The organism is Fervidobacterium pennivorans DSM 9078 (assembly GCF_000235405.2).
Classification (GTDB): domain Bacteria; phylum Thermotogota; class Thermotogae; order Thermotogales; family Fervidobacteriaceae; genus Fervidobacterium; species Fervidobacterium pennivorans.
Map to the genome: position 1 here is coordinate 2,118,006 of NC_017095.1, position 18,951 is coordinate 2,136,956.

The window sequence follows — 18,951 nt, forward strand, 5'->3', positions numbered from 1 at the left end:
ATCACATACCCCCTTTCAGTATCGTGTCAAAGTATGTTTTGAAATCAAAGATGTGGGATGCTATTTTATCTGTGTGCATGGTAATTAGATCCGGCATGAAACCTATAATAACAAGTGTAAGAGCGAATAGTAAAACGACAACCTGCGCACCAAATGGAAGGTATGTTTTTTCTCGCTCTTCATCTTGACTATCGTTGTCGATATACCAAAGGTCTACATTCCATTTAATCAAATATCCTGCTTCAATAACTGTTGCAGCGAGTAGTACAGCCGGGAGTATGTAATCCCCTGCCTCAAAGAGTGCGGCGAGTAAGTTAATCTTAGCCCAAAAACCGGCAGTTAGCGGGAATCCGATAAGTGATATTGAGGCGAGAGAGAATGCGATACCTGCAACTGAATCATTTTTGAAACCTTTGTGGTTGAGGTAACCATAAATTGTGAAAAGGATGAACATAGAGATTGCTTCGTTTAAAAGGTACAGATAAGCAGCGGATGCGATTTTTTCAACTCCAAGTGCACCGGAAGAAAGCGCTGCCATAACCGTGCTTGCTCCTGCGATTGATGCATATGCAAGGGCTCTACCTAATGTTTTTTGTCTCATTGCAGCAAGCTGAGCGAATAGTACTGATATCAGTGAGAGTATATAGACCGGCAAGGGCTTGACAGGTTCCAAAACATTGAAGAATATCCTGGAGAATAGATAGAAAATAGCAACCGTTACCGCACTGCCAAGTGCAACAGGTGTAACTGTTGAACCGTTGGAATAAACATCAGGAGCCCAAAGTCCCAGTGGTAGTATTTTTAACTCAACAAGGAGGGCTATGAGAATCATTATACCTGCAACTTGAACGTATTCTGGTGAAGCGATGAACCCTATATAAGCCATATTGAGTGTCCCAGCGTATACATACAGTGAAACAACGCCTATAAGGTAAAGTACACCGGAAACAGAACCAAAGATAAGGTATTTAAAGGCAGCATAATAATTTTTGTTCTGTGACGCCAAGACATAAGCGACTACTGCTATAATTTCAAGGAAGACGAACGAGTTGAAGAAATCACCTGTTAAGAGCAAACCATTCAGCGCAGCTGTTAAAACAAGCAAAAGCACGCCGAGTTTGTCTTCAAACATTGCTGAGATGGAGAGTGCAAACAGTACTAAGTTAACAAAGATAAGGAACGGATAGTTAACACTATCAAGTACAAGAACAATTCCGTAAGCCGCTGGCCATTTTCCAATTTCCAAGACCTGTACTGGGTGAATGAAGCCAATCAGTAGCACCAGGTTGAAAAGTGTAACGAGCGGGAGAATGTATCTACTCAGTTTTGGAAGTGCAACAGTGGCAAATCCAAATGCAAGAGGAACAGCAACGAGCAATGCTATCATTCTATCACTTCCTTTGCTGCACGAATTTCTTCAGCGTCAACTGAACCATACTCTTCGTGTATGTGTACCAATAGCATAGCGGCAACTGCCAATGTTCCAACACTTATAACAATTGCCGTAAGAACAAGCGCTTGTGGAAGTGGGTCAACAAAATTAGCTAAGGGAGTTACAGAAGAATAAACAGGTGCTTCCGCACCGTGCAAATACCCAAGTGCCACAATGAAGATATTTACCGCAGTGTCTATTATTGTCAACGAGACAAGTTGTTTAAACAAATTTTTCTGGGAGACTATTCCGTACAAACCAATACCGATGAGAACAAAGGCGATGTAGTATATCATACTTTATCCCCCTCCCTCATGTCGGATACAAGACTAGACAATTCAGCTCCAACCTTGAAACCAATAAGCGTGTAGACGATAGGTACCACACCTGCGCTAAAGAGATTTCCGATAGTCCCTGTTGGGAGGAAGTTTGCGAGGAAAACACCAACAACTGCCATACCAATAAGTCCAACGAGCACATAGCCAGAACCAGCGACTTGTTCTGTGTGTTTTGCAGCATCTGTGACTTTAAATTCGTTTTTAGCAAGCATTAATAACAAGAAACCTAAGGCGATAACAGTACCTCCAGGGAATCCACCACCGGGAGTGAGGTGACCGTGGACGAATACATAGGTACCAAAGACCAGTATTAGTGGGAAAATCATACCCGTCGCGACGGATAATACCTTGTGTTCTTCGAATTCAATTCTTCGCTTTTTGATATTTGCGAGAATTCCTACTCCAAGTGCAGCTGCAAAGAGGACGGTAACTTCTCCAAGTGTGTCGAATGAACGGTAATTCACAACGATTGATGTAACAACATTTGCGCTACCGTCCTCTAACCCTTTGGACTTTTTATACTCAACAGGTTGGTAACTCGTTGTCGTTGATTTGCTGATGTAGTCGAATGATACCCTTCTGTACATGTCGATGTTTCCAAATTCCGGTAGCGTTGGAAAGTAAGTCCCTATAAAGAAGTGAAGAAACACAACACTAATAAGGATTGCCCAAATCCTTCTCATTTCTTTTCACCTGCCTTCATTCTGAAGAGGGCGAAAATCATGACAGCACTTGCAAGACCTGAACCAACGGCAGCTTCAGTAATAGCAACATCCGGAGCTTTGAGAACAATGAAAAGCAACACCGAAAGTAAACTCACAGCAGAAAGAGCAAGAACCGAATCAAAGATTCTCTTTGCTTCAACTGCAAATATTGAGAAAACAACCATGAGCCCTCCTACTAGGTAAAATATCCAGTCGATAAGTTCAAGATTCATAAAGAATTCTACGAGTTTACTCATGATTTTCACCACCGTTTCTTTGACTTTCTTGATTTGTAAGTACAGGGACAATTTCGTCAACAGTTGTTTCTTTACAGACAGGTACTTTGTTTTTGTATGCAGCTCTAATCATGACAGAAGATGCTACCGGATTTGTGAGTGCAACGAAAACAATCAGCAAAAGGGATTTACCAAGGAAAGATGGGTTCAGTATTCCAATTCCGAGTATCGTAGAAAATGTACCAAGTGTTGTTGCTTTTGTTGATGATTGTAATCTAGTATAAAAATCAGGCATTCTCAAAAGACCAAGCCCTGCGTAAAAATAGAAAAGTGCACCGAGTCCTGTTAATGTGTAGCCTACCATCTGCTGTATTAACTGTATCATTTTGCATCACCGTCCACTGATTTTGCTTCAGCACCCTCGTTGAATGTTTTGGCTTGATTCTCCAAATACCTTGCGAAGACTATGGTTTCTATGAATCCAAGCAATCCATAGAGTATTGCGATATCCATGTACATGTTGTTTTTAAACGTATATGCCAAAAGTGAAATAAGCCCGATTATCATTACATTCATCGTGTCAATTGCCATAAGTCTATCGAAACTTGTTGGTCCAATAAGAAACCGCAAGAGTGAGAAGAAAACTCCAAATCCCGTAAGGCCGAAGACGATAAGGTCGATTAAGAGGCTTCCACTCATTCGTACACCCCCTTCAGTATACGTTCAAACTTTCCATAGAGCTCTTTCTTGGACTCTTCATCGGTCCCTTTAACATCAATCCAATGAATGTAGAGTTCGTCATCTTTGATGTCAACAGTAATCGTTCCAGGAGTGAGCGTTATGGAATTCGCAAGCGTCAGCTTTGCAACGTCGCCCTTTAAACCTGTCTTAATCCGAACAAAGCCAGGTTTTACCTTCACTTTTGGTTCAACAACTCTCGAAGCCACATCGAGGTTTGCTTTCAGCATCTCCCAGATAAAGACCGGAACATACACGAAAAGAAATTTGAACAACCCAGGGATAAACTTCCTGTTGAACTTGATACTGTAATACTTTTTGAATACCAAGGAGACAGCAAACGAGACGATGAGACCCACAATAACTTCCTGAGGGTCAATCGTCCAAGTTAGAATTAACCAAGTGAAAAATGTCACAATAAAAACCGAAAAACTCACAAACATCCCTCCCACTCAGGATTAAGATATTTTTCACAAGAGGTCTAAAAACTAAAAAAATGAAACTTTAAAATAATTTTTTATTCTTTCTTTGTGAAATGAAAATAGACAACTATACTCTAATTTTCAGGCATATTTTAACTGTGCTTTTGAAAAGTGTCAAATGCAAAATTGGATAAAAATTGTCTAGAAAGGTAGATATTTATTCCATTTCTTGGTTTTTGTTGTCAATGTTTTGGGTTTCAAATTGCGACTGATTTTCAAGCGTATTATACCAAATTTCGTTTTTGAAACAAAATCAGCAAGATTGAAACCTTCAAAGTAAAAAAAAAAAACGCCGCCATTTGGCGGCGTAGTTACATGGTGTGAAATTGTTATTTCTTACTGTATTGCTTTACCATTTCAACGAAATATTCATGTATCCTTGTGTCATCTGTCAATTCCGGATGGAAAGATGTAACGAGCACGTTGTTCTGTCTTAGCATGATAGGATGGTTATCAAGGAATGCAAGAGTTTCTACCCCTTCACCCCAGGCTTCAACACGTGGTGCACGGATGAAGATGGCTTTAAATGGTCTGTCAAATCCCTTGATTTCAACGTATTCTTCAAAACTGTCAACTTGTCTTCCGTATGCGTTTCTGCGCACCTTTATGTCTATAACCCCCAACGACTCTTGCGGGTAGTTTTCAATTTCTTTTGCAAGAACGATAAGTCCTGCGCAGGTTCCGTAAACTGGAAATCCGTTAAATATCTTCTCTTTTAGCGCGTCAAATAATCCGATACGTTTCATTATTCGAATCATTGTTGTTGATTCGCCACCGGGAATAATTAAACCATCAACCTTCTCCAGGTCTTCCGGTGTTCTCACTACGTAGGTCTCTATTCCGAGTTTTTCTATCATCCATTTGTGTTCTCTGAAATCACCTTGTATGCCAGAAACACCGATTACCATTTTTCACCAACCTCTCTCTTGTAGTCTTACTTCGAGTGTTTCTATTTCCAGACCTTCCATCGGTTCTCCAATATCTTCGGAAATCTTCAAGAGCATTTCTGGGTCGTTCCAGTATGTAACCGCCATAACGATAGCTTTTGCCATCTTCATTGGGTCTTTTGATTTGAATATACCGCTTCCTACGAAAACACCATCTGCTCCAAGCATCATCATGAGTGCAGCGTCTGCTGGTGTTGCAATACCACCTGCTGCGAAGTTGACAACAGGAAGTCTACCAAGTTCTTTTACTTGTTGGACAAGTTCAACAGGAGCACCGATTTCTTTTGCGTAAGTGACTATTTCTTCATATGGCATGTTTTGAACTTTCCTTATTTCGGCCATGACAGTTCTCATGTGTTTAACAGCTTCAACAACGTTTCCTGTTCCTGCCTCACCTTTTGTTCTTATCATTGCAGCGCCTTCTGCGATTCTTCTGAGTGCTTCTCCAAGGTTTCTTGCACCACATACGAATGGAACTTTGAATTCGTGTTTGTTGATGTGGTATTTATCATCAGCTGGTGTAAGTACTTCCGATTCATCAATAAAATCTACACCAAGGGCTTCAAGAATTCTTGCTTCTGCAATGTGTCCGATTCTGACTTTTGCCATAACTGGTATGGAAACAGCTTCCATGATTTCCTTAATTTTTGCAATACTTGCCATCCTAGCAACTCCACCAGCTTTTCTTATATCCGCTGGCACTCTCTCAAGTGCCATAACGGCAACAGCACCTGCTTCTTCTGCAATTTTGGCTTGTTCTGCTGTTGTGACGTCCATTATGACTCCACCTTTGAACATTTCAGCAAAACCCTTCTTGATTTCCCATGTGCCTTTTTCCATATATATCAGTCCTCCCTTCAAATATATTAAACTACCTTTGTCAATATTCTCAAGACCACCAGCTTTTGAATGCATCTAGGCAACTAGATTATCACTGTTTCTGTGTACTCTCCAAATACTTCTCTCAACGCGTTACTAATTTCTCCAACTGTTGCGTAAGCTTTGACTGCTTCAAGCACGTATGGGAAGAGGTTCTCATCAGTTGTTGCAACTTCTTTGATTTTGTTGAGTAACTTTTTCACTTTTTCGTTGTCTCTACGTTCTTTGAGTTTCTTTAATCTTTCTTTTTGTTTCTTTTCAAGCTCTGGGTCTACTTTAAGAATTTGTGTTTGTTTAAGGTCTTCTTCTATCTGGAACTTGTTGACTCCAACGATTATTTCCTCACCCTTTTCAACAGCAAGCTGGTGTTTGTATGCACTTTCATGGATTTCTTTTTGCACGTATCCAGATTCTATCGCCTTTATCATACCACCCATTTGGTCTATCTTTTCTATGTATTCCATTGCACGTTTTTCGATTTCGTTTGTCATTGCTTCCACTACATAGGAACCACCAAACGGGTCTATTGTGTCGGCGACACCGGATTCATAAGCGATTATTTGTTGAGTCCTCAGTGCGATTCTTGCGGATTCTTCCGTAGGTAGACCAAGCGCTTCGTCGTAGCTGTTGGTGTGCAGTGATTGCGTTCCACCGAGCACAGCCGCAAGCGCTTGAATCGTTACACGAATGATGTTATTGAGTGGTTGTTGGGCAGTTAGTGTGGAACCACCGGTTTGTGTATGGAATCGGAGTTTCATAGCGTCCGGATCTGTGACACCGAATCTGTTCTTCATTATCTTTGCCCATAATCGTCTTGCTGCGCGGAATTTTGCAATTTCTTCCAAGAAGTTATTGTGGGCTGCGAAGAAGAACGAGAGCCTCTTGCCAAACACGTTTGGATCAAGTCCTTTTTTCATCGCGGCCTCAACGTACGCGATACCATCAGCGAGGGTGAACGCAACTTCTTGAACTGCCGTGGAACCTGCTTCTCTAATATGGTAACCACTTATGCTTATAGGATTCCATTTTGGCATATACTTTGAGCAGTATTCAAAAATGTCTGTGATTAATCTCATAGAAGGTTCGGGTGGATATATGTACGTTCCACGTGCAATGTATTCTTTTAGGATATCATTTTGAATTGTTCCACTGAGTTTGTCTTGTGATACCCCTTGCTTTTCAGCTACTGCGATGTACATTGCAAGCAGAATCATGGCCGTGCTGTTGATGGTCATCGATGTACTGACTTGGTCAAGTGGTATGCCGTCAAAGAGTATTTCCATATCTTCAAGCGAATCTATCGCGACTCCAACCCTTCCGACTTCTCCTTCTGCCATTGGGTCGTCTGAGTCATATCCTATTTGTGTTGGAAGGTCGAAAGCAACTGAAAGTCCGGTTTGCCCTTGTTGTAAAAGGTATTTATATCTTTTGTTTGATTCTTCTGCGGTTCCAAAACCTGCGTATTGGCGCATTGTCCAGAACCTTGCACGATACATTGTAGGTTGGACGCCACGTGTATATGGATAATCTCCGGGGAATCCGAGATCTTCCACGTAATCCAGGTCCTGAATATCTTCGGGTGTGTAAACCCGTTTGATTTCGTAGCCTGATGTGGACATGAACGGAGATTTTCTTTCAGGGACTTTTGCTATCGACTTTGCAACAACCTCTTCATATTTTGCTTTCGCTTTTTGGTATTTTTCGTCCATTTGTTTTCTCCCCCTTCACTCAAAATAGCTGTATATTTCATATCTTCGCTATTATGCTTATATCCACTTAACCATGTCTATCTATTTCTTGGCCCTTGTCTTCTGTCTGAAAATAAGACTGGACCATCTTTTTTCCTGTTTCCATTTTTATCGCAGTTTCTTTAAATTCCTTCATTTTTTCTTCAAGTACTTTCATACGGTGCTGGTCGCGTTGATAGATCTCCCTTAGCTCATTTTCTGTAAGTTTTGGAAGTAGCTTTTCACGCTCATCCAGCAACGTATTCAGTTTTTCGTAATCCTCACTTTCTATAGCTTCGTCGATTTCCTTTTCGATAGTTAATATATCACGTTCTGTTTGATTTTCCATAGTGAATCACTCCAAATTGTCTTAAAATTACCATTTGTTTAATTGGTGGGTGTTATTATCTGAGTTTTTGCTTATTAACTCATCAAATATCTCGCTCATTGTTTTCAAAGAAATGGGATGGACAAAATCGGGTGCTATTTCAAGCATCGGCTTTACAAAAAATATCCTGTTTTCAAAATCATAGTGTGGGACCGTTAACTTTTCATTTTCGAGAACTAAGTTCCCGTAGAAGAGAATGTCTAAATCGATAATCCTTGGTCCCCACTTTTCGATGCGTATTCTCCCCATTTCCTTTTCTATTCTAAGCAGTTCTTCCAAAAGTGCATTTGGTGATAAGTCGGTATCTATCTCTACTACACAGTTCAGAAATGCTGGCTGGTCTGTCTTTCCATATGGTTCCGTTTCTATTACATTCGAAATTGACACTATCTTTGAAATTTCGCTAAGTTTTTCAATAGCCTTTTGTATGTTTTCTTCTCGCTTCCCGAGGTTTGTCCCTATACCGATAAATACCTTTCCTTCTATCTTTTCAAGCAATACAGTGGCATATGCAAAGGAATCGTGTGAGAGTGATGCGTAAACGAAATTGTAGACACCATTTTTCGAAGGTCTGTATTTATGATGCATTAAAAACACACTGCCGTCGCTTCTGTTAAGAAATGAAATGTCTTGAAAAGAATTAGCAGATATACCAGTATAGAGAGCCTTGAAGTAACTTTCTTTTAACGCAAATCTACCAGCTATGTATTCTTTCGTTATCTTTCCTTTTTTGTTTTTCCTTTCTTCTTCGGTTAGAATTCGTTTTTCGAGTCTTTCATCAACACGTGAGATATCAACAATGTCGTTTCCCAAACCAACGATCAAACTGGATAGCCTCCTTCGTATTCATTTACAAGCGACCAATCGACGTATATTTTTTCATCGTATCGTTTTTTTAGATACTGCCTACCAACTTCTCCCAGAATCGCATAGATAAGTAAATCCTCGTCAGTTTCAGCTAAAAGACCTATTTCTCTTTTTCTCTTTTCTAACTCTGGTTCAATGTAATCAGCAGGTCTTCCTTCTATAGGTTTTTCATCTCCCAATATTTTCTTTACAAGTTCGGGGTCAATGGGTGCAGGTGGCCTTCCGTACAAACCACGCACGTAGTCCTTGACCTCTCTTGTTACTTTCGAGTAACGTTCGCCTGTTAAAACGTTTAGGACAGCTTGAACGCCAACTATTTGACTAGTTGGAGTGACCAGAGGGGGATAGCCTAGGTCCTTTCTTACACGTGGGATTTCTTCAAGCACAGCGTCAAGTTTATTGAGCATCTTTTGTTCAGCGAGTTGTTTGACAAGGTTTGAATACATCCCACCTGGCACTTGTGAAGTTATTATCCTGTGGTCTATGCTATACATCTTTACGTCGTATTCTTCGTATTTCTTTCTTACTTCCGTTAGATATTTTACAATCCTATCAACTTTTTTCCAATCTATTTCAGGAAGTGGTTTGTATTCTGACCAAGCGTAGTAGATAGGTTCAAAAGCGGGCTGGCTTGTCGTCATTCCGAATGGTGAAAAGGCTGTGTCAAGGATGTCTGCGCCTGCTTCAATTGCTGCAAGATAAGCAAGTTCTCCGAGTCCTGCTGTTGCATGTGAATGGATCTCGATTGGCAAACCAAACCTTTGTTTTAGGTTTCTAACCAGTTCGCCAGCAACTTTTGGTGTTAGTAATCCTGCCATGTCTTTGATGCATATAGAATGAACTCCACGTTCGACAAGCTGTTGAGCGTAGTCCATGTAGTATTCAATGGTATGGACGGGGCTAACAGTGTAAGATATGGCTCCTTGAACATGTGCGCCACATTTTAGCGCAACTTCTATACTTTTTTCCAAGTTCCTGATATCGTTAAGTGCATCGAATATCCTAATTATTTGGACACCATTTTCGATTGCTTTTTTGACAAAGAGTTCTACAACATCATCGGCGTAGTGCCTGTACCCGACAAGATTTTGACCACGCAGGAGCATCTGTGCTTTTGCGTTTCTCAGTTTTGACTTTATGAGTCTTAAACGTTCCCAGGGGTCTTCATTTAGATACCTGACACAAACGTCAAACGTGGCACCGCCCCATACTTCTAGTGCTTGAAAGCCCAGACTGTCCACTTCGTCTATTATTCCTAATATATCTTTTGTTCGCATTCGAGTGGCTATCAAAGATTGATGACCATCGCGAAAAGTCGTATCCGTAAACATGTTCAAGATAGCCAATGAAATCACCTCTTTTTTGAAGAACTCTATCGAAAATAATTATAGCACCTTATTTAAAAATATAAAGTCACGTGTTGCTAAGCAAACAAAAGAAAAGTAGAGCACCGACTATGTTTGTTTAAATAGACCTAATTGTAAAAATCTGGTATAATTTAAAACGAAATGAGTGTAAGTTAAAAGGAGGTCATAAAGATGAGCCAAGAGAATTTCAGCGCGAATGTCCAAAAAGAACGTCAGTCAAAATATTCTGGAGGTGCACGTGTTTTCGGAAAAGAACAATGGAAATTACCGAAATGGGAGTTTTACTTAACAATCCTTGTGGGGTTTATAACATTCGTCTTTGGATTTATATCCACAGCTGTTTATTTTGCTGTTATGTACGTTTCGCCAATTGTATCAAACCTCACAGGGTTCACGTTTTTAGGTTCGAGGTTTTTACTTTTCACGTTAGCAATGATAACGTTAAGTGGGTTTTTGTTGGCAGTGTATCCTTATTCAAAAGCTGTCGATGGAAATTCCTCTTTGTTTATAATCCTCTCATTTATAGCTTCCGGCATTGCGTTAGGCGTACAGGTGTACAAACTGGCGTTTGATGGACCGACGTGGATAGGGTTGGATTTGCTTGGCGAACATGGGAATACCGTTGAAATGATGTATTTGGGTGCTGTTTATTTTGCTTATAATTTAATACTCTTTGTTTTGATATACACGATAATGAGAAGAGAGTTCGAGGAGTAAGGAATATGAAAGTACTTGGAATTGTTGTAGAGTATAACCCGTTTCACTATGGTCACTTACACCATTTGAGAGAATCGATAAAGCTTGTCAATCCTGATTACGTGGTAGCTGTAATGAGTGGCAATTTCTGTCAACGTGGCGAGCCCGCAATTGTAAATAAATACGCACGTGCCAAGATAGCCTTACTAAACGGTATAGACCTTGTTTTAGAACTTCCAACGGTTTACGCCATTCAAGATGCTGGAGGATTTGCGTTAGGTTCCATTGGTGTGCTACACAAGACAGGGGTTGTGACAGATATTGTTTTTGGAAGTGAAAGTGGTGATATCAACTTTTTAAAAAAAGTTGCCCATATGCTTGTCAATCAAACGCCTGAGTTTCAAGCGGAGTTCAAAAAGCAGCTGAAGATGGGATATTCTTATCCGAACGCACGAAAATACGCTCTGATGGGCGTTCTGAGCGAGGAAGTGGCGAAACTTTCCAAATCCAACGATATCCTCGGAATTGAATACGTGAAAGCCTTGATGAAATTCAACAGTTCAATAGAACCACATGTCATAAACAGAATAGGTGCAGATGATAATGATCCAGAGTTCAGAGGAAAGTTGTCTTCAGCAACGGCTATTAGAAAAGTCATTAAGGCAGGGCAGTTTGAGGCAACAAAGGATGCTATTCCTCCTACGACGTATGAAATACTAAAAGAAGAATTTAACAAAGGCAGAGGACCTATCTTTTGGGAATATTTGGAGTTTGTGATCGCTATGTTTAGAAAGATGAGAAGGGAAGATTTTGAGAAGATATACAGCTTCAACGAGGGGCTTGACTTAAGATTTTGGGAATCAGCAAGACAAACTGGTGATTTGCAACAGTTTGTAGAATTAGTAAAAGCCAAAAGGTTCACGTATTCAAGAATTAGACGTGCTATCTTGCATGTGTTATTCGGTTTAGAAAAAGAACAGATGGAAAAATCAAACGTATTGGGGCCACAATATTTGAGAATTTTGGGATTTAACAACAAAGGAAGAGAATTGCTCAAGGAGATAAAGAAAAAATCAGAAATACCTTTAATTGCCACGGCATCACTTTACAAACAAGTCTTAGAAGATGTGGAAAAGCAAAGAAATGAGGGAAAACGAGAATGGCAAGTAGACCGTGAATTGTACTTGTGGCAGTTTGAAAAGGACATCCTTGCCAGCGATATATACACATTCCTTTACCCTGATAAGTCAGTTCGTTCAGCGGGTATGGATTTCGAACAACAACCGATAATGGTGTGAATAGTATGGATAGTTTGAATAAACAGAAAGATTTGACCCGATGAAACGTGTAAGTATTTAAATGGAGGTGTTTGTTTAATAAAGCGATGAATGAAATTATCATTGTTCCAACAGAAAAAGACTGCGAGATAGAGGGTTATTATTACATACCAGATTATGATGTGCTTCCTTACGAAAATCTAAGCCCATCTTGGTATGTGAGAGCTCGCCGAATATTTGCACTCCATCTTGCGGCGCAAGGAAAATTAAAAGGAGTCTGCACGCTGCGTTCTATTCTCCATAACGTGATGCTTCCAGAAACGCTGAAAGAGAATACGTATCTTCTCAAATTGGGAGATAGGCTTTCTGAACCGGAAAAACTTTTTACAAAACTTGGGTATGAAAGAGTCTTCAACGTCCGTGAAGGTGGGACGTTTTCTATAAGGGGAGAGATTATTGACTATTTAGGACCGGACGGTGTGCCGGTTAGAATTGAGTTATTTGGGAACGTCATCGAGGATATACGAAAGTTTAATTTAAAGACTCAACGTAGTGAGGAAAGTTTACAAAGTGTACTTTTGCTTCCTGCACGCGAATTTATACTTAAAGAAGAATATTTAAAATCAAGTGACGAAGTATTATTAGAGCCTATAGAGAACCAGTTCACTGGTAAGTTCGTGAATGGAACGATACTTGATTACGGAGTAGAACTTTATATAAAAGACAAAAGGGGCGTTCTCGAGCATTTCATCCGCTTTGAACGAGAACTGCGAAAGTCTATGGAGGACATGGGACAAGACGATAGACTGAGGGATTACAAACACTTCGGAATATTAGACTACGAGACGATTCTATCGAAAGTTAAGGAGTTACCTTCAGAAAAAGCGCACTTTGTTGTAAAGAAAGTTCAGGAGGAAGAACACGTACCTTCCGAGCCTATAATTTCAGAAGAAGAATTGCAAATAGGGGATATAGTTGTCCACAAAAAGTACGGAATTGCCCGGTTCAGCGAAATCAAAAAAGTAGAGGTGAACGGTGCTCAGCGAGAATTTTTAGTGTTGAATTTTGCCGATGCTGTTTTATACGTGCCTATCGAAAGGATAGACTTGGTAGAGAAATATATCGGGGATGAAGTAAATGTAAAGCTTGACTCACTCAAAAAGGGAACGTGGTCGCGCAAAGTGGAGAAAGCAAAGAAAAACATAGAGCAACTTGTTCGGGACCTTGTGTTGATATACCATGCGCGGAGCAATATCAAAGGGCTTTCGTTACCTGGAGATGCGGAGTTGGAGGAAGAATTTGCAAAGACGTTCCCATTTGTTGAAACACCAGACCAGATAAATGCGATAAATGAAGTGCTCGAAGACCTTGCAAGTGAAAAGCCGATGGATAGGTTACTTGTTGGAGATGCTGGTTATGGTAAGACAGAAGTAGCTATCCGCGCGATATTTAGAACGATTGTCTCAGGTAAACAAGCAGTTCTTCTTGCACCGACAACGATTTTGGCAAAGCAACATTACGATAATCTCGTATCAAGGTTCAAGCCATTTGGTATCAATGTAGCGCTCTTGAACAGGTTTTCGACAAAAAAGGAACGTGAGGAGATTTTGGAAGGTGTTAAATCAGGAAAAATTGATTTGCTTGTGGGAACACACAGTGTGCTTCGTGATGTGAAATTTGCAGATCTTGGTTTGGTTGTTATCGATGAGGAGCAAAAGTTTGGTGTTGAGCAAAAAGAGAAATTCAAAAAATTACGTGTAAACGTCAATGTGCTCTCTATGAGCGCAACACCTATCCCAAGGACGTTGCATATGGCTTTATCTAATTTGAAAGATTTGTCTGAAATAAAGACACCACCACTTGGGAGAAAAGAAATACAGGTCCATATTGGTCCATTTGACGAAAGGATAATAAGACTTGCAATACTGAGAGAGATAGGACGAGGAGGCCAGGTTATTTACGTTCATAACCGTGTTAATTCGATATACGGAGTTTACGAAAGGTTAAAGGAGTTAGTTCCTGAAGTGGATATCGTTATCGCACATGGTCAGCAATCAAAGAGCGAAATGAAAAAAGCCATAGATGCGTTTTATCACAAGCATGCGGATGTGCTACTTTGCACGACGATAGTTGAGAACGGAGTAGATGTTCCTGATGCAAACACACTTATTGTAGACGACGCACACAGATATGGACTTGCTCAGTTGTATCAACTACGTGGTAGGGTAGGGAGAAGTGACAAGATAGCCTTTGCTTACTTTTTCCATACAAGGAACGTCAGTGATAAGGTTTTAGAAAGACTTTATGCAATAAAATCGTACCAAGGTCCCGGAAGTGGTATGAAGATAGCGATGAAGGATATGGAGATAAGAGGCGTAGGTGCTATCTTCGGTGTTGAACAGCATGGGTTTGTCAATGACCTTGGACTTAAATACTACCTTGACTTGTTGAACGAAGCGGTCATGGAGTACACGGGACAAGTCCAAAGTAAAATCGATACAGAACTCGAAGGCATCCCTGGAAGTATCGTAATACCGGAATCTTACATATACGATCCATTCGAACGCATGCGGTTTTACAGAAGAATTGCTTCGGCAACGAGTGAACAGGAGATACAAGATATCCATGAGGAACTTGTTGATAGGTTTGGTAAGATGCCTGAGAGTGTTGAGAACCTTTTAAAATATGCACTCTTGCGGATAATCTTATGGAAAAAGAACGTTGTAAAGGCTACGATATCGGACGTCGGACTTGTGGTTAAATTCAAAAACGGCTCCTTCGAAGAGATATCCACAAATTACATATACAACGAGAAAGAGAATGTTTACTTGTTCTTTGTTAATATAGATGAATTGATAGAACAATCAAAGGTGGTTGTATAGGGTGTGAAGATTTTTGGGCTTGTTGTGGAGTCTTATGGGAAATATGTAAAGGTCAAAACATCCGATGGTGAGTACATAATCAAAAGTGGGAAGAAAGCACCTAAAGAAGGTGCAAAAATTGAATTGAAAGATTTTGGCGTTGGCGACTATGTAGCGAAGGTTTTAGCAAAAAAACCTTACAACTTTCGGGAATTGCCTAGTGTTAGATTTGTCCAGGTTGCTGAAGAGTTGGTCGAAGGGCTTGATTTTTCGTCCAAAGAGCGACTCATTGTTGCCATCGCACTATTTTTAGAAGAGATTTCTAAACGGAGAGAAATAGATAGATCAATCCTCCAAAGGCTAAAAAGAGCTCTAAGGAAACTGCAAACCGCGGATGCGGCACAACAAAGCATGGAAAAGAAGGAAAGTGATAGTGACCGTCAAGAATTAGAGAATTTTTTGAATTATCTGAACATTTTGTCTGGTAAATACGGTCTGATTATTAACGAGGGGATAGTATTTCTTGACAGAGAGACTGGGACCTTCGAAGTTTTTCTGAAAGATAACCGTATCTACGGAGTAACCCAGCAAAATTCATTGAGCTCAAGTGTGACACTTTACTTTGAGAAGATTCCTGAAAACGTGACGGAGTTAGAAAAACGTCTGAGGAACAATTTCAATGTTGTGTCTATAAAACTTGAGGCGATGCGGGATGGAACGTATGTATGATAAGGGAAGATACGATGAAGATTGCACACGGAAGTTGGCTGTTGCTTTGAGATACAAACCGGAAGAGGACTATGTCCCATTTGTTGTGGCGAAGGGTAAATGCCATTTGGCGGAAATGATAATAAAGAAAGCGACGGAGAATAACGTGCCGATAGTGAAATCAGAAGAATTGGTCAAAGAGCTTTTCAAACTTGACTTATTGGAGCCCATACCAACGAAACTCTACGTTGCTGTAGCAGAGGTACTTGCATTTATTCAGCTCGGTTTGAACAAGTGAAGTAATTATAAGGAGGTGCGCAAGCATGAGGATTACAGGTAAAACTCCTGTTAATGTTGTGATGCTTGGAGTTGTGATGTTTGTAATACTGACAACATTAATCTCAGTTTCTGCGTTTTCCGAATTTTCATTTCAAATAATCATCGGTATAGGAAATGTGCCTAATATTTCGCTCAACGATTTACCTGATTATTCGGTTTTACTCTACACAGATGAACCATTTGCTGCTGTATATATCGATGGAAAATATGCAGGAAATACGGATGGTTTTGGAAGGATTGTCGTAAAATTTGATGCGGAGGGTTATCATTCAGTTTGGATTGTTAGCTCGAACAAGTATGTTTCGTTTGACAAGATAGTGTTCTATGTCGAGAAACAACCTAAGATAGTCTACGTGCCTTCAACACGCTTGGGTGATGTTACGATTTTTTCAAATGTCTACCCTGTTTCTGTATATTCTCCCAAGGGTTTGCTATATGGTGTTGTGAGAAAAGATGGGGAAAAAGTTTTGGCACCCGTTGGATTTCAAGAATTGGTCTTTTCTTCGCCTGGATTTGAAGATATAAAGCAAAGTGTTAATGTGCAATATGGAAAAGAGAGTCCTGTTTGGTTGAAATTTAGCCCTGTCCCGTTTAATTTGGAACTTATCGTGTCTGAGAAATTCTCACCGAATGGTGATTGGACCGATGATGAATGTATAATCAAAATATACTCATCAAGACCAGCAAGCGGTAGTATTCAAATTATGGATAGTTCTGGTATAATTGTGTATGAAAAGCCTTTAAGAATTAATGCTGGGACAACACAACTAAAATGGGACGGAAAAGGTTATCCAGACGGTGTTTATACCGTTAAGGTTTTGTTATCAGATGGCTTGACAACAATCCAAAAAGAGGCAAGAACGATCATAGATAATTCTGTCTATACATATGCAAAGGAAATCACAATAACGGTACTACTTCTTATGACGGGACTTGTTACTTACCTCATATTGACTGGAAAACAATAAGAAATAAAATTTGCAAGGAGAGGTGTGTAGGTGTGATAACGTACGAACAAAAACAACGAATCGAAGAACTTAAGAAAAAGTTTGACGATATTATTGAGGTTTTCCACCCCGAGGATAAAAAGACGAAACTCAAAGAACTTGAAGAAGAGAGCTTAAAACCTGATTTCTGGAATGACCAAAAAAGGGCACAACAAGTTAATAGAGAGATACAAAGGACAAGGAAGATAATCGAAGATATGGAGCGTATCAAAGTACTTTTCGAAGACATAGAAGTCGGTATAGAACTTTCAGAAGAAGACCCTTCGATGCAGGAACACTTAGAAGAGATGATAGAAGAAGTTGCCAAAAAGATAAGGGAATTCGAACTTGAGATGATTCTCAACGGGAAGTTCGATGCTTCGAATGCGTATCTTTCTATTCACCCGGGTGCTGGTGGAACTGAGTCTCAAGACTGGGCTTCTATGCTGTTGAGAATGTATATGCGCTGGGCTGAAAGGAAAGGCTACGATGTCGAGATAGTTGATTATCAAGAAGGTGAGGAAGCAGGAATAAAGAGCGCAACGATATACATTAAAGGTGATTTCGCATACGGATATTTGAAGTACGAGCGTGGGGTACATAGGCTTGTGAGAATTTCACCGTTTGATGCTAACAAAAGAAGACACACATCGTTTGCTTCAGTTAATGTGCTTCCAGAAATAGAAGATGATATTGACATCGAGATTAAGCCAGAAGATTTGAGGATAGACACGTACAGGGCGAGTGGTGCTGGCGGACAGTATGTAAACAAAACGGAATCTGCTGTAAGAATTACACACTTACCAACAGGCATTGTTGTAACGTGTCAAACGGAGAGATCACAGCTCCAAAACAGGGAAACTGCGATGAAAATGTTGAAAGCAAGGTTGTACCAACTTGAGCTTGAAAAGAGAAGAAAGCAGATAGAACAAATTCAGGGCGAATTGAAAGACATTAGCTGGGGTAACCAAATTAGATCCTACGTCTTCCATCCATACACTATGGTAAAAGATCATAGAACAGATGTAGAAACAGGAAACATTGAAGCAGTGATGGATGGAGATATAGATATGTTTATAGAAGCCGAGTTGGTTTACTACGCAAAATTGGGTTTGAACGAATAGTGTATTTTTTTCTCTCAATAAGACCAAAGGGGTGGGGCATGTGAACAGACCTAAGGTGTTTGTTGTTACATCAGGGAAAGGTGGTGTGGGTAAAACAACCTTCACCGCAAATCTTGGCTGTACACTAGCCAAGATGGGAGAGAGAGTGTGCTTGATCGATGCTGACATAGGTTTAAAGAACTTGGATGTAGTCTTGGGATTGGAAAATAGAATCATTTACACATCTTTTGATGTTGTAAATGGAACTGTCTCAGCCAAAGAAGCGCTTGTTAAACACAAACAATTGAAAAACCTATACTTGCTTGCGGCTTCTCAAGTTGCTACAAAAGAGATGATGTCACCAGAAGACATGAAGCGAATAGTTCAAGAGTTGTACGACGATTTTGATTTCATACTCATCGATTCACCGGCCGGTATAGAGCGAGGTTTCAGGAATTCTGTTGCACCAGCCGAGGCAGCATTTATTGTTACCACGCCAGAGCTACCAGCAATTTCGGATGCAGACAGAGTTATAGGATTGCTTGAAAACTATGGATTTTCTGAAGACAAGATGTACATCGTTCTAAACAAATTTAAACCTCACATGGCTAAACGTGGTGAGATGCTCGATAAAACCGATGTTGAAAAGGCTTTAGCAATGAGGATAATAGGTGTAATACCTGACTCTGAAGAAGTCATCATAGCAACAAACAAAGGTATACCAGTTGTTCTTGAAGATGGTGTTGTTGTAGGCAGAAGCTTTGAAAATATCGTTAAGAGAATCAAGGGGGAAGAGGTGCCTATAGAGGAAGACCTTAAAGGTGCCTCTAAGGGGTTCTTAGCTTCATTATTCTCTGTTTTTAAGAAGAGGTGATT

At 40.1% G+C, this 18,951-nt stretch carries 21 protein-coding genes; 8 read left to right on the plus strand and 13 right to left on the minus strand.

Translation table 11 applies throughout. The features are described 5' to 3' along the window. Position 1: 1 nt before the first annotated feature. From FERPE_RS09910 to FERPE_RS09970, 13 genes are all read right to left on the minus strand, one after another. Positions 2-1,387 (minus strand): complex I subunit 5 family protein, encoded by a 1,386-nt coding sequence (locus FERPE_RS09910; RefSeq protein ID WP_014452490.1) that lies wholly within the window; start codon positions 1,385-1,387, stop codon positions 2-4. Further along, positions 1,384-1,728, minus strand: a complete 345-nt coding sequence (locus FERPE_RS09915) for a sodium:proton antiporter (protein ID WP_014452491.1) — start codon at positions 1,726-1,728, stop codon at positions 1,384-1,386. The genes FERPE_RS09910 and FERPE_RS09915 overlap by 4 nt, the downstream gene beginning before the upstream one ends. Beyond that, on the minus strand, positions 1,725-2,453 hold the full coding sequence (gene mbhE, locus FERPE_RS09920) for a hydrogen gas-evolving membrane-bound hydrogenase subunit E (RefSeq protein WP_014452492.1): 729 nt from the start codon (positions 2,451-2,453) through the stop codon (positions 1,725-1,727). Before mbhE ends, FERPE_RS09915 begins: the two co-directional genes overlap by 4 nt. Beyond that, positions 2,450-2,731, minus strand: a complete 282-nt coding sequence (locus FERPE_RS09925; RefSeq protein WP_014452493.1) for a hydrogenase subunit MbhD domain-containing protein — start codon at positions 2,729-2,731, stop codon at positions 2,450-2,452. Before FERPE_RS09925 ends, mbhE begins: the two co-directional genes overlap by 4 nt. After that, a complete protein-coding gene (mnhG, locus tag FERPE_RS09930) occupies positions 2,724-3,095 on the minus strand; it encodes a monovalent cation/H(+) antiporter subunit G (protein ID WP_014452494.1) in 372 nt (123 codons plus the stop codon). Before mnhG ends, FERPE_RS09925 begins: the two co-directional genes overlap by 8 nt. Next, on the minus strand, positions 3,092-3,409 hold the full coding sequence (locus FERPE_RS09935) for a cation:proton antiporter (protein WP_014452495.1): 318 nt from the start codon (positions 3,407-3,409) through the stop codon (positions 3,092-3,094). Before FERPE_RS09935 ends, mnhG begins: the two co-directional genes overlap by 4 nt. Next, positions 3,406-3,885 carry a Na+/H+ antiporter subunit E gene (locus tag FERPE_RS09940; protein ID WP_014452496.1) on the minus strand — a complete coding sequence of 160 codons (480 nt, stop codon included), beginning with the start codon at positions 3,883-3,885 and terminating at the stop codon, positions 3,406-3,408. Before FERPE_RS09940 ends, FERPE_RS09935 begins: the two co-directional genes overlap by 4 nt. Before the next feature lie 374 nt (positions 3,886-4,259). Then, complete coding sequence (pdxT, locus tag FERPE_RS09945) at positions 4,260-4,838, minus strand: pyridoxal 5'-phosphate synthase glutaminase subunit PdxT (protein WP_014452497.1); 579 nt, start codon at positions 4,836-4,838, stop codon at positions 4,260-4,262. Between the two features lie 3 nt (positions 4,839-4,841). Beyond that, positions 4,842-5,717, minus strand: a complete 876-nt coding sequence (gene pdxS, locus FERPE_RS09950) for a pyridoxal 5'-phosphate synthase lyase subunit PdxS (RefSeq protein WP_014452498.1) — start codon at positions 5,715-5,717, stop codon at positions 4,842-4,844. An 83-nt stretch (positions 5,718-5,800) separates the two neighbouring features. Then, positions 5,801-7,465, minus strand: a complete 1,665-nt coding sequence (locus tag FERPE_RS09955; RefSeq protein WP_014452499.1) for an acyl-CoA mutase large subunit family protein — start codon at positions 7,463-7,465, stop codon at positions 5,801-5,803. Positions 7,466-7,532: 67 nt separating this feature from the next. Continuing rightward, on the minus strand, positions 7,533-7,832 hold the full coding sequence (locus FERPE_RS09960; protein WP_014452500.1) for a flagellar protein FliT: 300 nt from the start codon (positions 7,830-7,832) through the stop codon (positions 7,533-7,535). Between the two features lie 27 nt (positions 7,833-7,859). Continuing rightward, positions 7,860-8,696 carry a 2-amino-4-hydroxy-6-hydroxymethyldihydropteridine diphosphokinase gene (folK, locus tag FERPE_RS09965; RefSeq protein ID WP_014452501.1) on the minus strand — a complete coding sequence of 279 codons (837 nt, stop codon included), beginning with the start codon at positions 8,694-8,696 and terminating at the stop codon, positions 7,860-7,862. After that, positions 8,693-10,069 carry a pyruvate carboxylase subunit B gene (locus FERPE_RS09970; protein WP_041263555.1) on the minus strand — a complete coding sequence of 459 codons (1,377 nt, stop codon included), beginning with the start codon at positions 10,067-10,069 and terminating at the stop codon, positions 8,693-8,695. Before FERPE_RS09970 ends, folK begins: the two co-directional genes overlap by 4 nt. A 207-nt stretch (positions 10,070-10,276) precedes the next feature. Between FERPE_RS09970 and FERPE_RS09975 the strand changes: the two genes are divergently transcribed. From FERPE_RS09975 to minD, 8 genes are all read left to right on the plus strand, one after another. Next, positions 10,277-10,822, plus strand: coding sequence for a hypothetical protein (locus FERPE_RS09975; RefSeq protein ID WP_014452503.1), 546 nt, complete (start codon positions 10,277-10,279; stop codon positions 10,820-10,822). Between the two features lie 5 nt (positions 10,823-10,827). Then, the gene (locus FERPE_RS09980) at positions 10,828-12,099 is read left to right on the plus strand and encodes a nucleotidyltransferase (RefSeq protein ID WP_014452504.1); all 1,272 of its coding nucleotides are present in this window, start codon (positions 10,828-10,830) and stop codon (positions 12,097-12,099) included. Between the two features lie 71 nt (positions 12,100-12,170). Next, on the plus strand, positions 12,171-14,960 hold the full coding sequence (gene mfd / locus FERPE_RS09985; protein WP_014452505.1) for a transcription-repair coupling factor: 2,790 nt from the start codon (positions 12,171-12,173) through the stop codon (positions 14,958-14,960). A gap of 3 nt (positions 14,961-14,963) precedes the next feature. Beyond that, positions 14,964-15,668 (plus strand): hypothetical protein, encoded by a 705-nt coding sequence (locus FERPE_RS09990; RefSeq protein WP_014452506.1) that lies wholly within the window; start codon positions 14,964-14,966, stop codon positions 15,666-15,668. Next, complete coding sequence (locus FERPE_RS09995; RefSeq protein ID WP_014452507.1) at positions 15,652-15,945, plus strand: EscU/YscU/HrcU family type III secretion system export apparatus switch protein; 294 nt, start codon at positions 15,652-15,654, stop codon at positions 15,943-15,945. The genes FERPE_RS09990 and FERPE_RS09995 overlap by 17 nt, the downstream gene beginning before the upstream one ends. 25 nt (positions 15,946-15,970) lie before the next feature. Next, on the plus strand, positions 15,971-16,954 hold the full coding sequence (locus FERPE_RS10000; RefSeq protein ID WP_014452508.1) for a T9SS type B sorting domain-containing protein: 984 nt from the start codon (positions 15,971-15,973) through the stop codon (positions 16,952-16,954). Positions 16,955-16,986: 32 nt separating this feature from the next. Next, entirely contained in the window at positions 16,987-18,096 is a 1,110-nt protein-coding gene (gene prfB, locus FERPE_RS10005; protein ID WP_014452509.1) for a peptide chain release factor 2, read from the plus strand. Positions 18,097-18,136: 40 nt separating this feature from the next. Further along, entirely contained in the window at positions 18,137-18,949 is an 813-nt protein-coding gene (gene minD / locus FERPE_RS10010) for a septum site-determining protein MinD (RefSeq protein ID WP_014452510.1), read from the plus strand. Positions 18,950-18,951 lie beyond the last annotated feature (2 nt).

What these genes read in the sequence shown, in the direction of transcription:
- FERPE_RS10000 (WP_014452508.1), top strand. Translation starts at nt 15,971, where the DNA reads ATGAGGATTACAGGTAAAACTCCTGTTAATGTTGTGATGCTTGGAGTT.
- FERPE_RS09955 (WP_014452499.1), bottom strand. Translation starts at nt 7,465, where the DNA reads ATGGACGAAAAATACCAAAAAGCGAAAGCAAAATATGAAGAGGTTGTT.
- FERPE_RS09975 (WP_014452503.1), top strand. Translation starts at nt 10,277, where the DNA reads ATGAGCCAAGAGAATTTCAGCGCGAATGTCCAAAAAGAACGTCAGTCA.
- pdxT (WP_014452497.1), bottom strand. Translation starts at nt 4,838, where the DNA reads ATGGTAATCGGTGTTTCTGGCATACAAGGTGATTTCAGAGAACACAAA.
- FERPE_RS09980 (WP_014452504.1), top strand. Translation starts at nt 10,828, where the DNA reads ATGAAAGTACTTGGAATTGTTGTAGAGTATAACCCGTTTCACTATGGT.
- FERPE_RS09915 (WP_014452491.1), bottom strand. Translation starts at nt 1,728, where the DNA reads ATGATATACTACATCGCCTTTGTTCTCATCGGTATTGGTTTGTACGGA.
- FERPE_RS09970 (WP_041263555.1), bottom strand. Translation starts at nt 10,069, where the DNA reads ATGTTTACGGATACGACTTTTCGCGATGGTCATCAATCTTTGATAGCC.
- FERPE_RS09960 (WP_014452500.1), bottom strand. Translation starts at nt 7,832, where the DNA reads ATGGAAAATCAAACAGAACGTGATATATTAACTATCGAAAAGGAAATC.
- FERPE_RS09935 (WP_014452495.1), bottom strand. Translation starts at nt 3,409, where the DNA reads ATGAGTGGAAGCCTCTTAATCGACCTTATCGTCTTCGGCCTTACGGGA.
- mbhE (WP_014452492.1), bottom strand. Translation starts at nt 2,453, where the DNA reads ATGAGAAGGATTTGGGCAATCCTTATTAGTGTTGTGTTTCTTCACTTC.
- FERPE_RS09995 (WP_014452507.1), top strand. Translation starts at nt 15,652, where the DNA reads ATGGAACGTATGTATGATAAGGGAAGATACGATGAAGATTGCACACGG.
- FERPE_RS09910 (WP_014452490.1), bottom strand. Translation starts at nt 1,387, where the DNA reads ATGATAGCATTGCTCGTTGCTGTTCCTCTTGCATTTGGATTTGCCACT.
- FERPE_RS09925 (WP_014452493.1), bottom strand. Translation starts at nt 2,731, where the DNA reads ATGAGTAAACTCGTAGAATTCTTTATGAATCTTGAACTTATCGACTGG.
- pdxS (WP_014452498.1), bottom strand. Translation starts at nt 5,717, where the DNA reads ATGGAAAAAGGCACATGGGAAATCAAGAAGGGTTTTGCTGAAATGTTC.
- mnhG (WP_014452494.1), bottom strand. Translation starts at nt 3,095, where the DNA reads ATGATACAGTTAATACAGCAGATGGTAGGCTACACATTAACAGGACTC.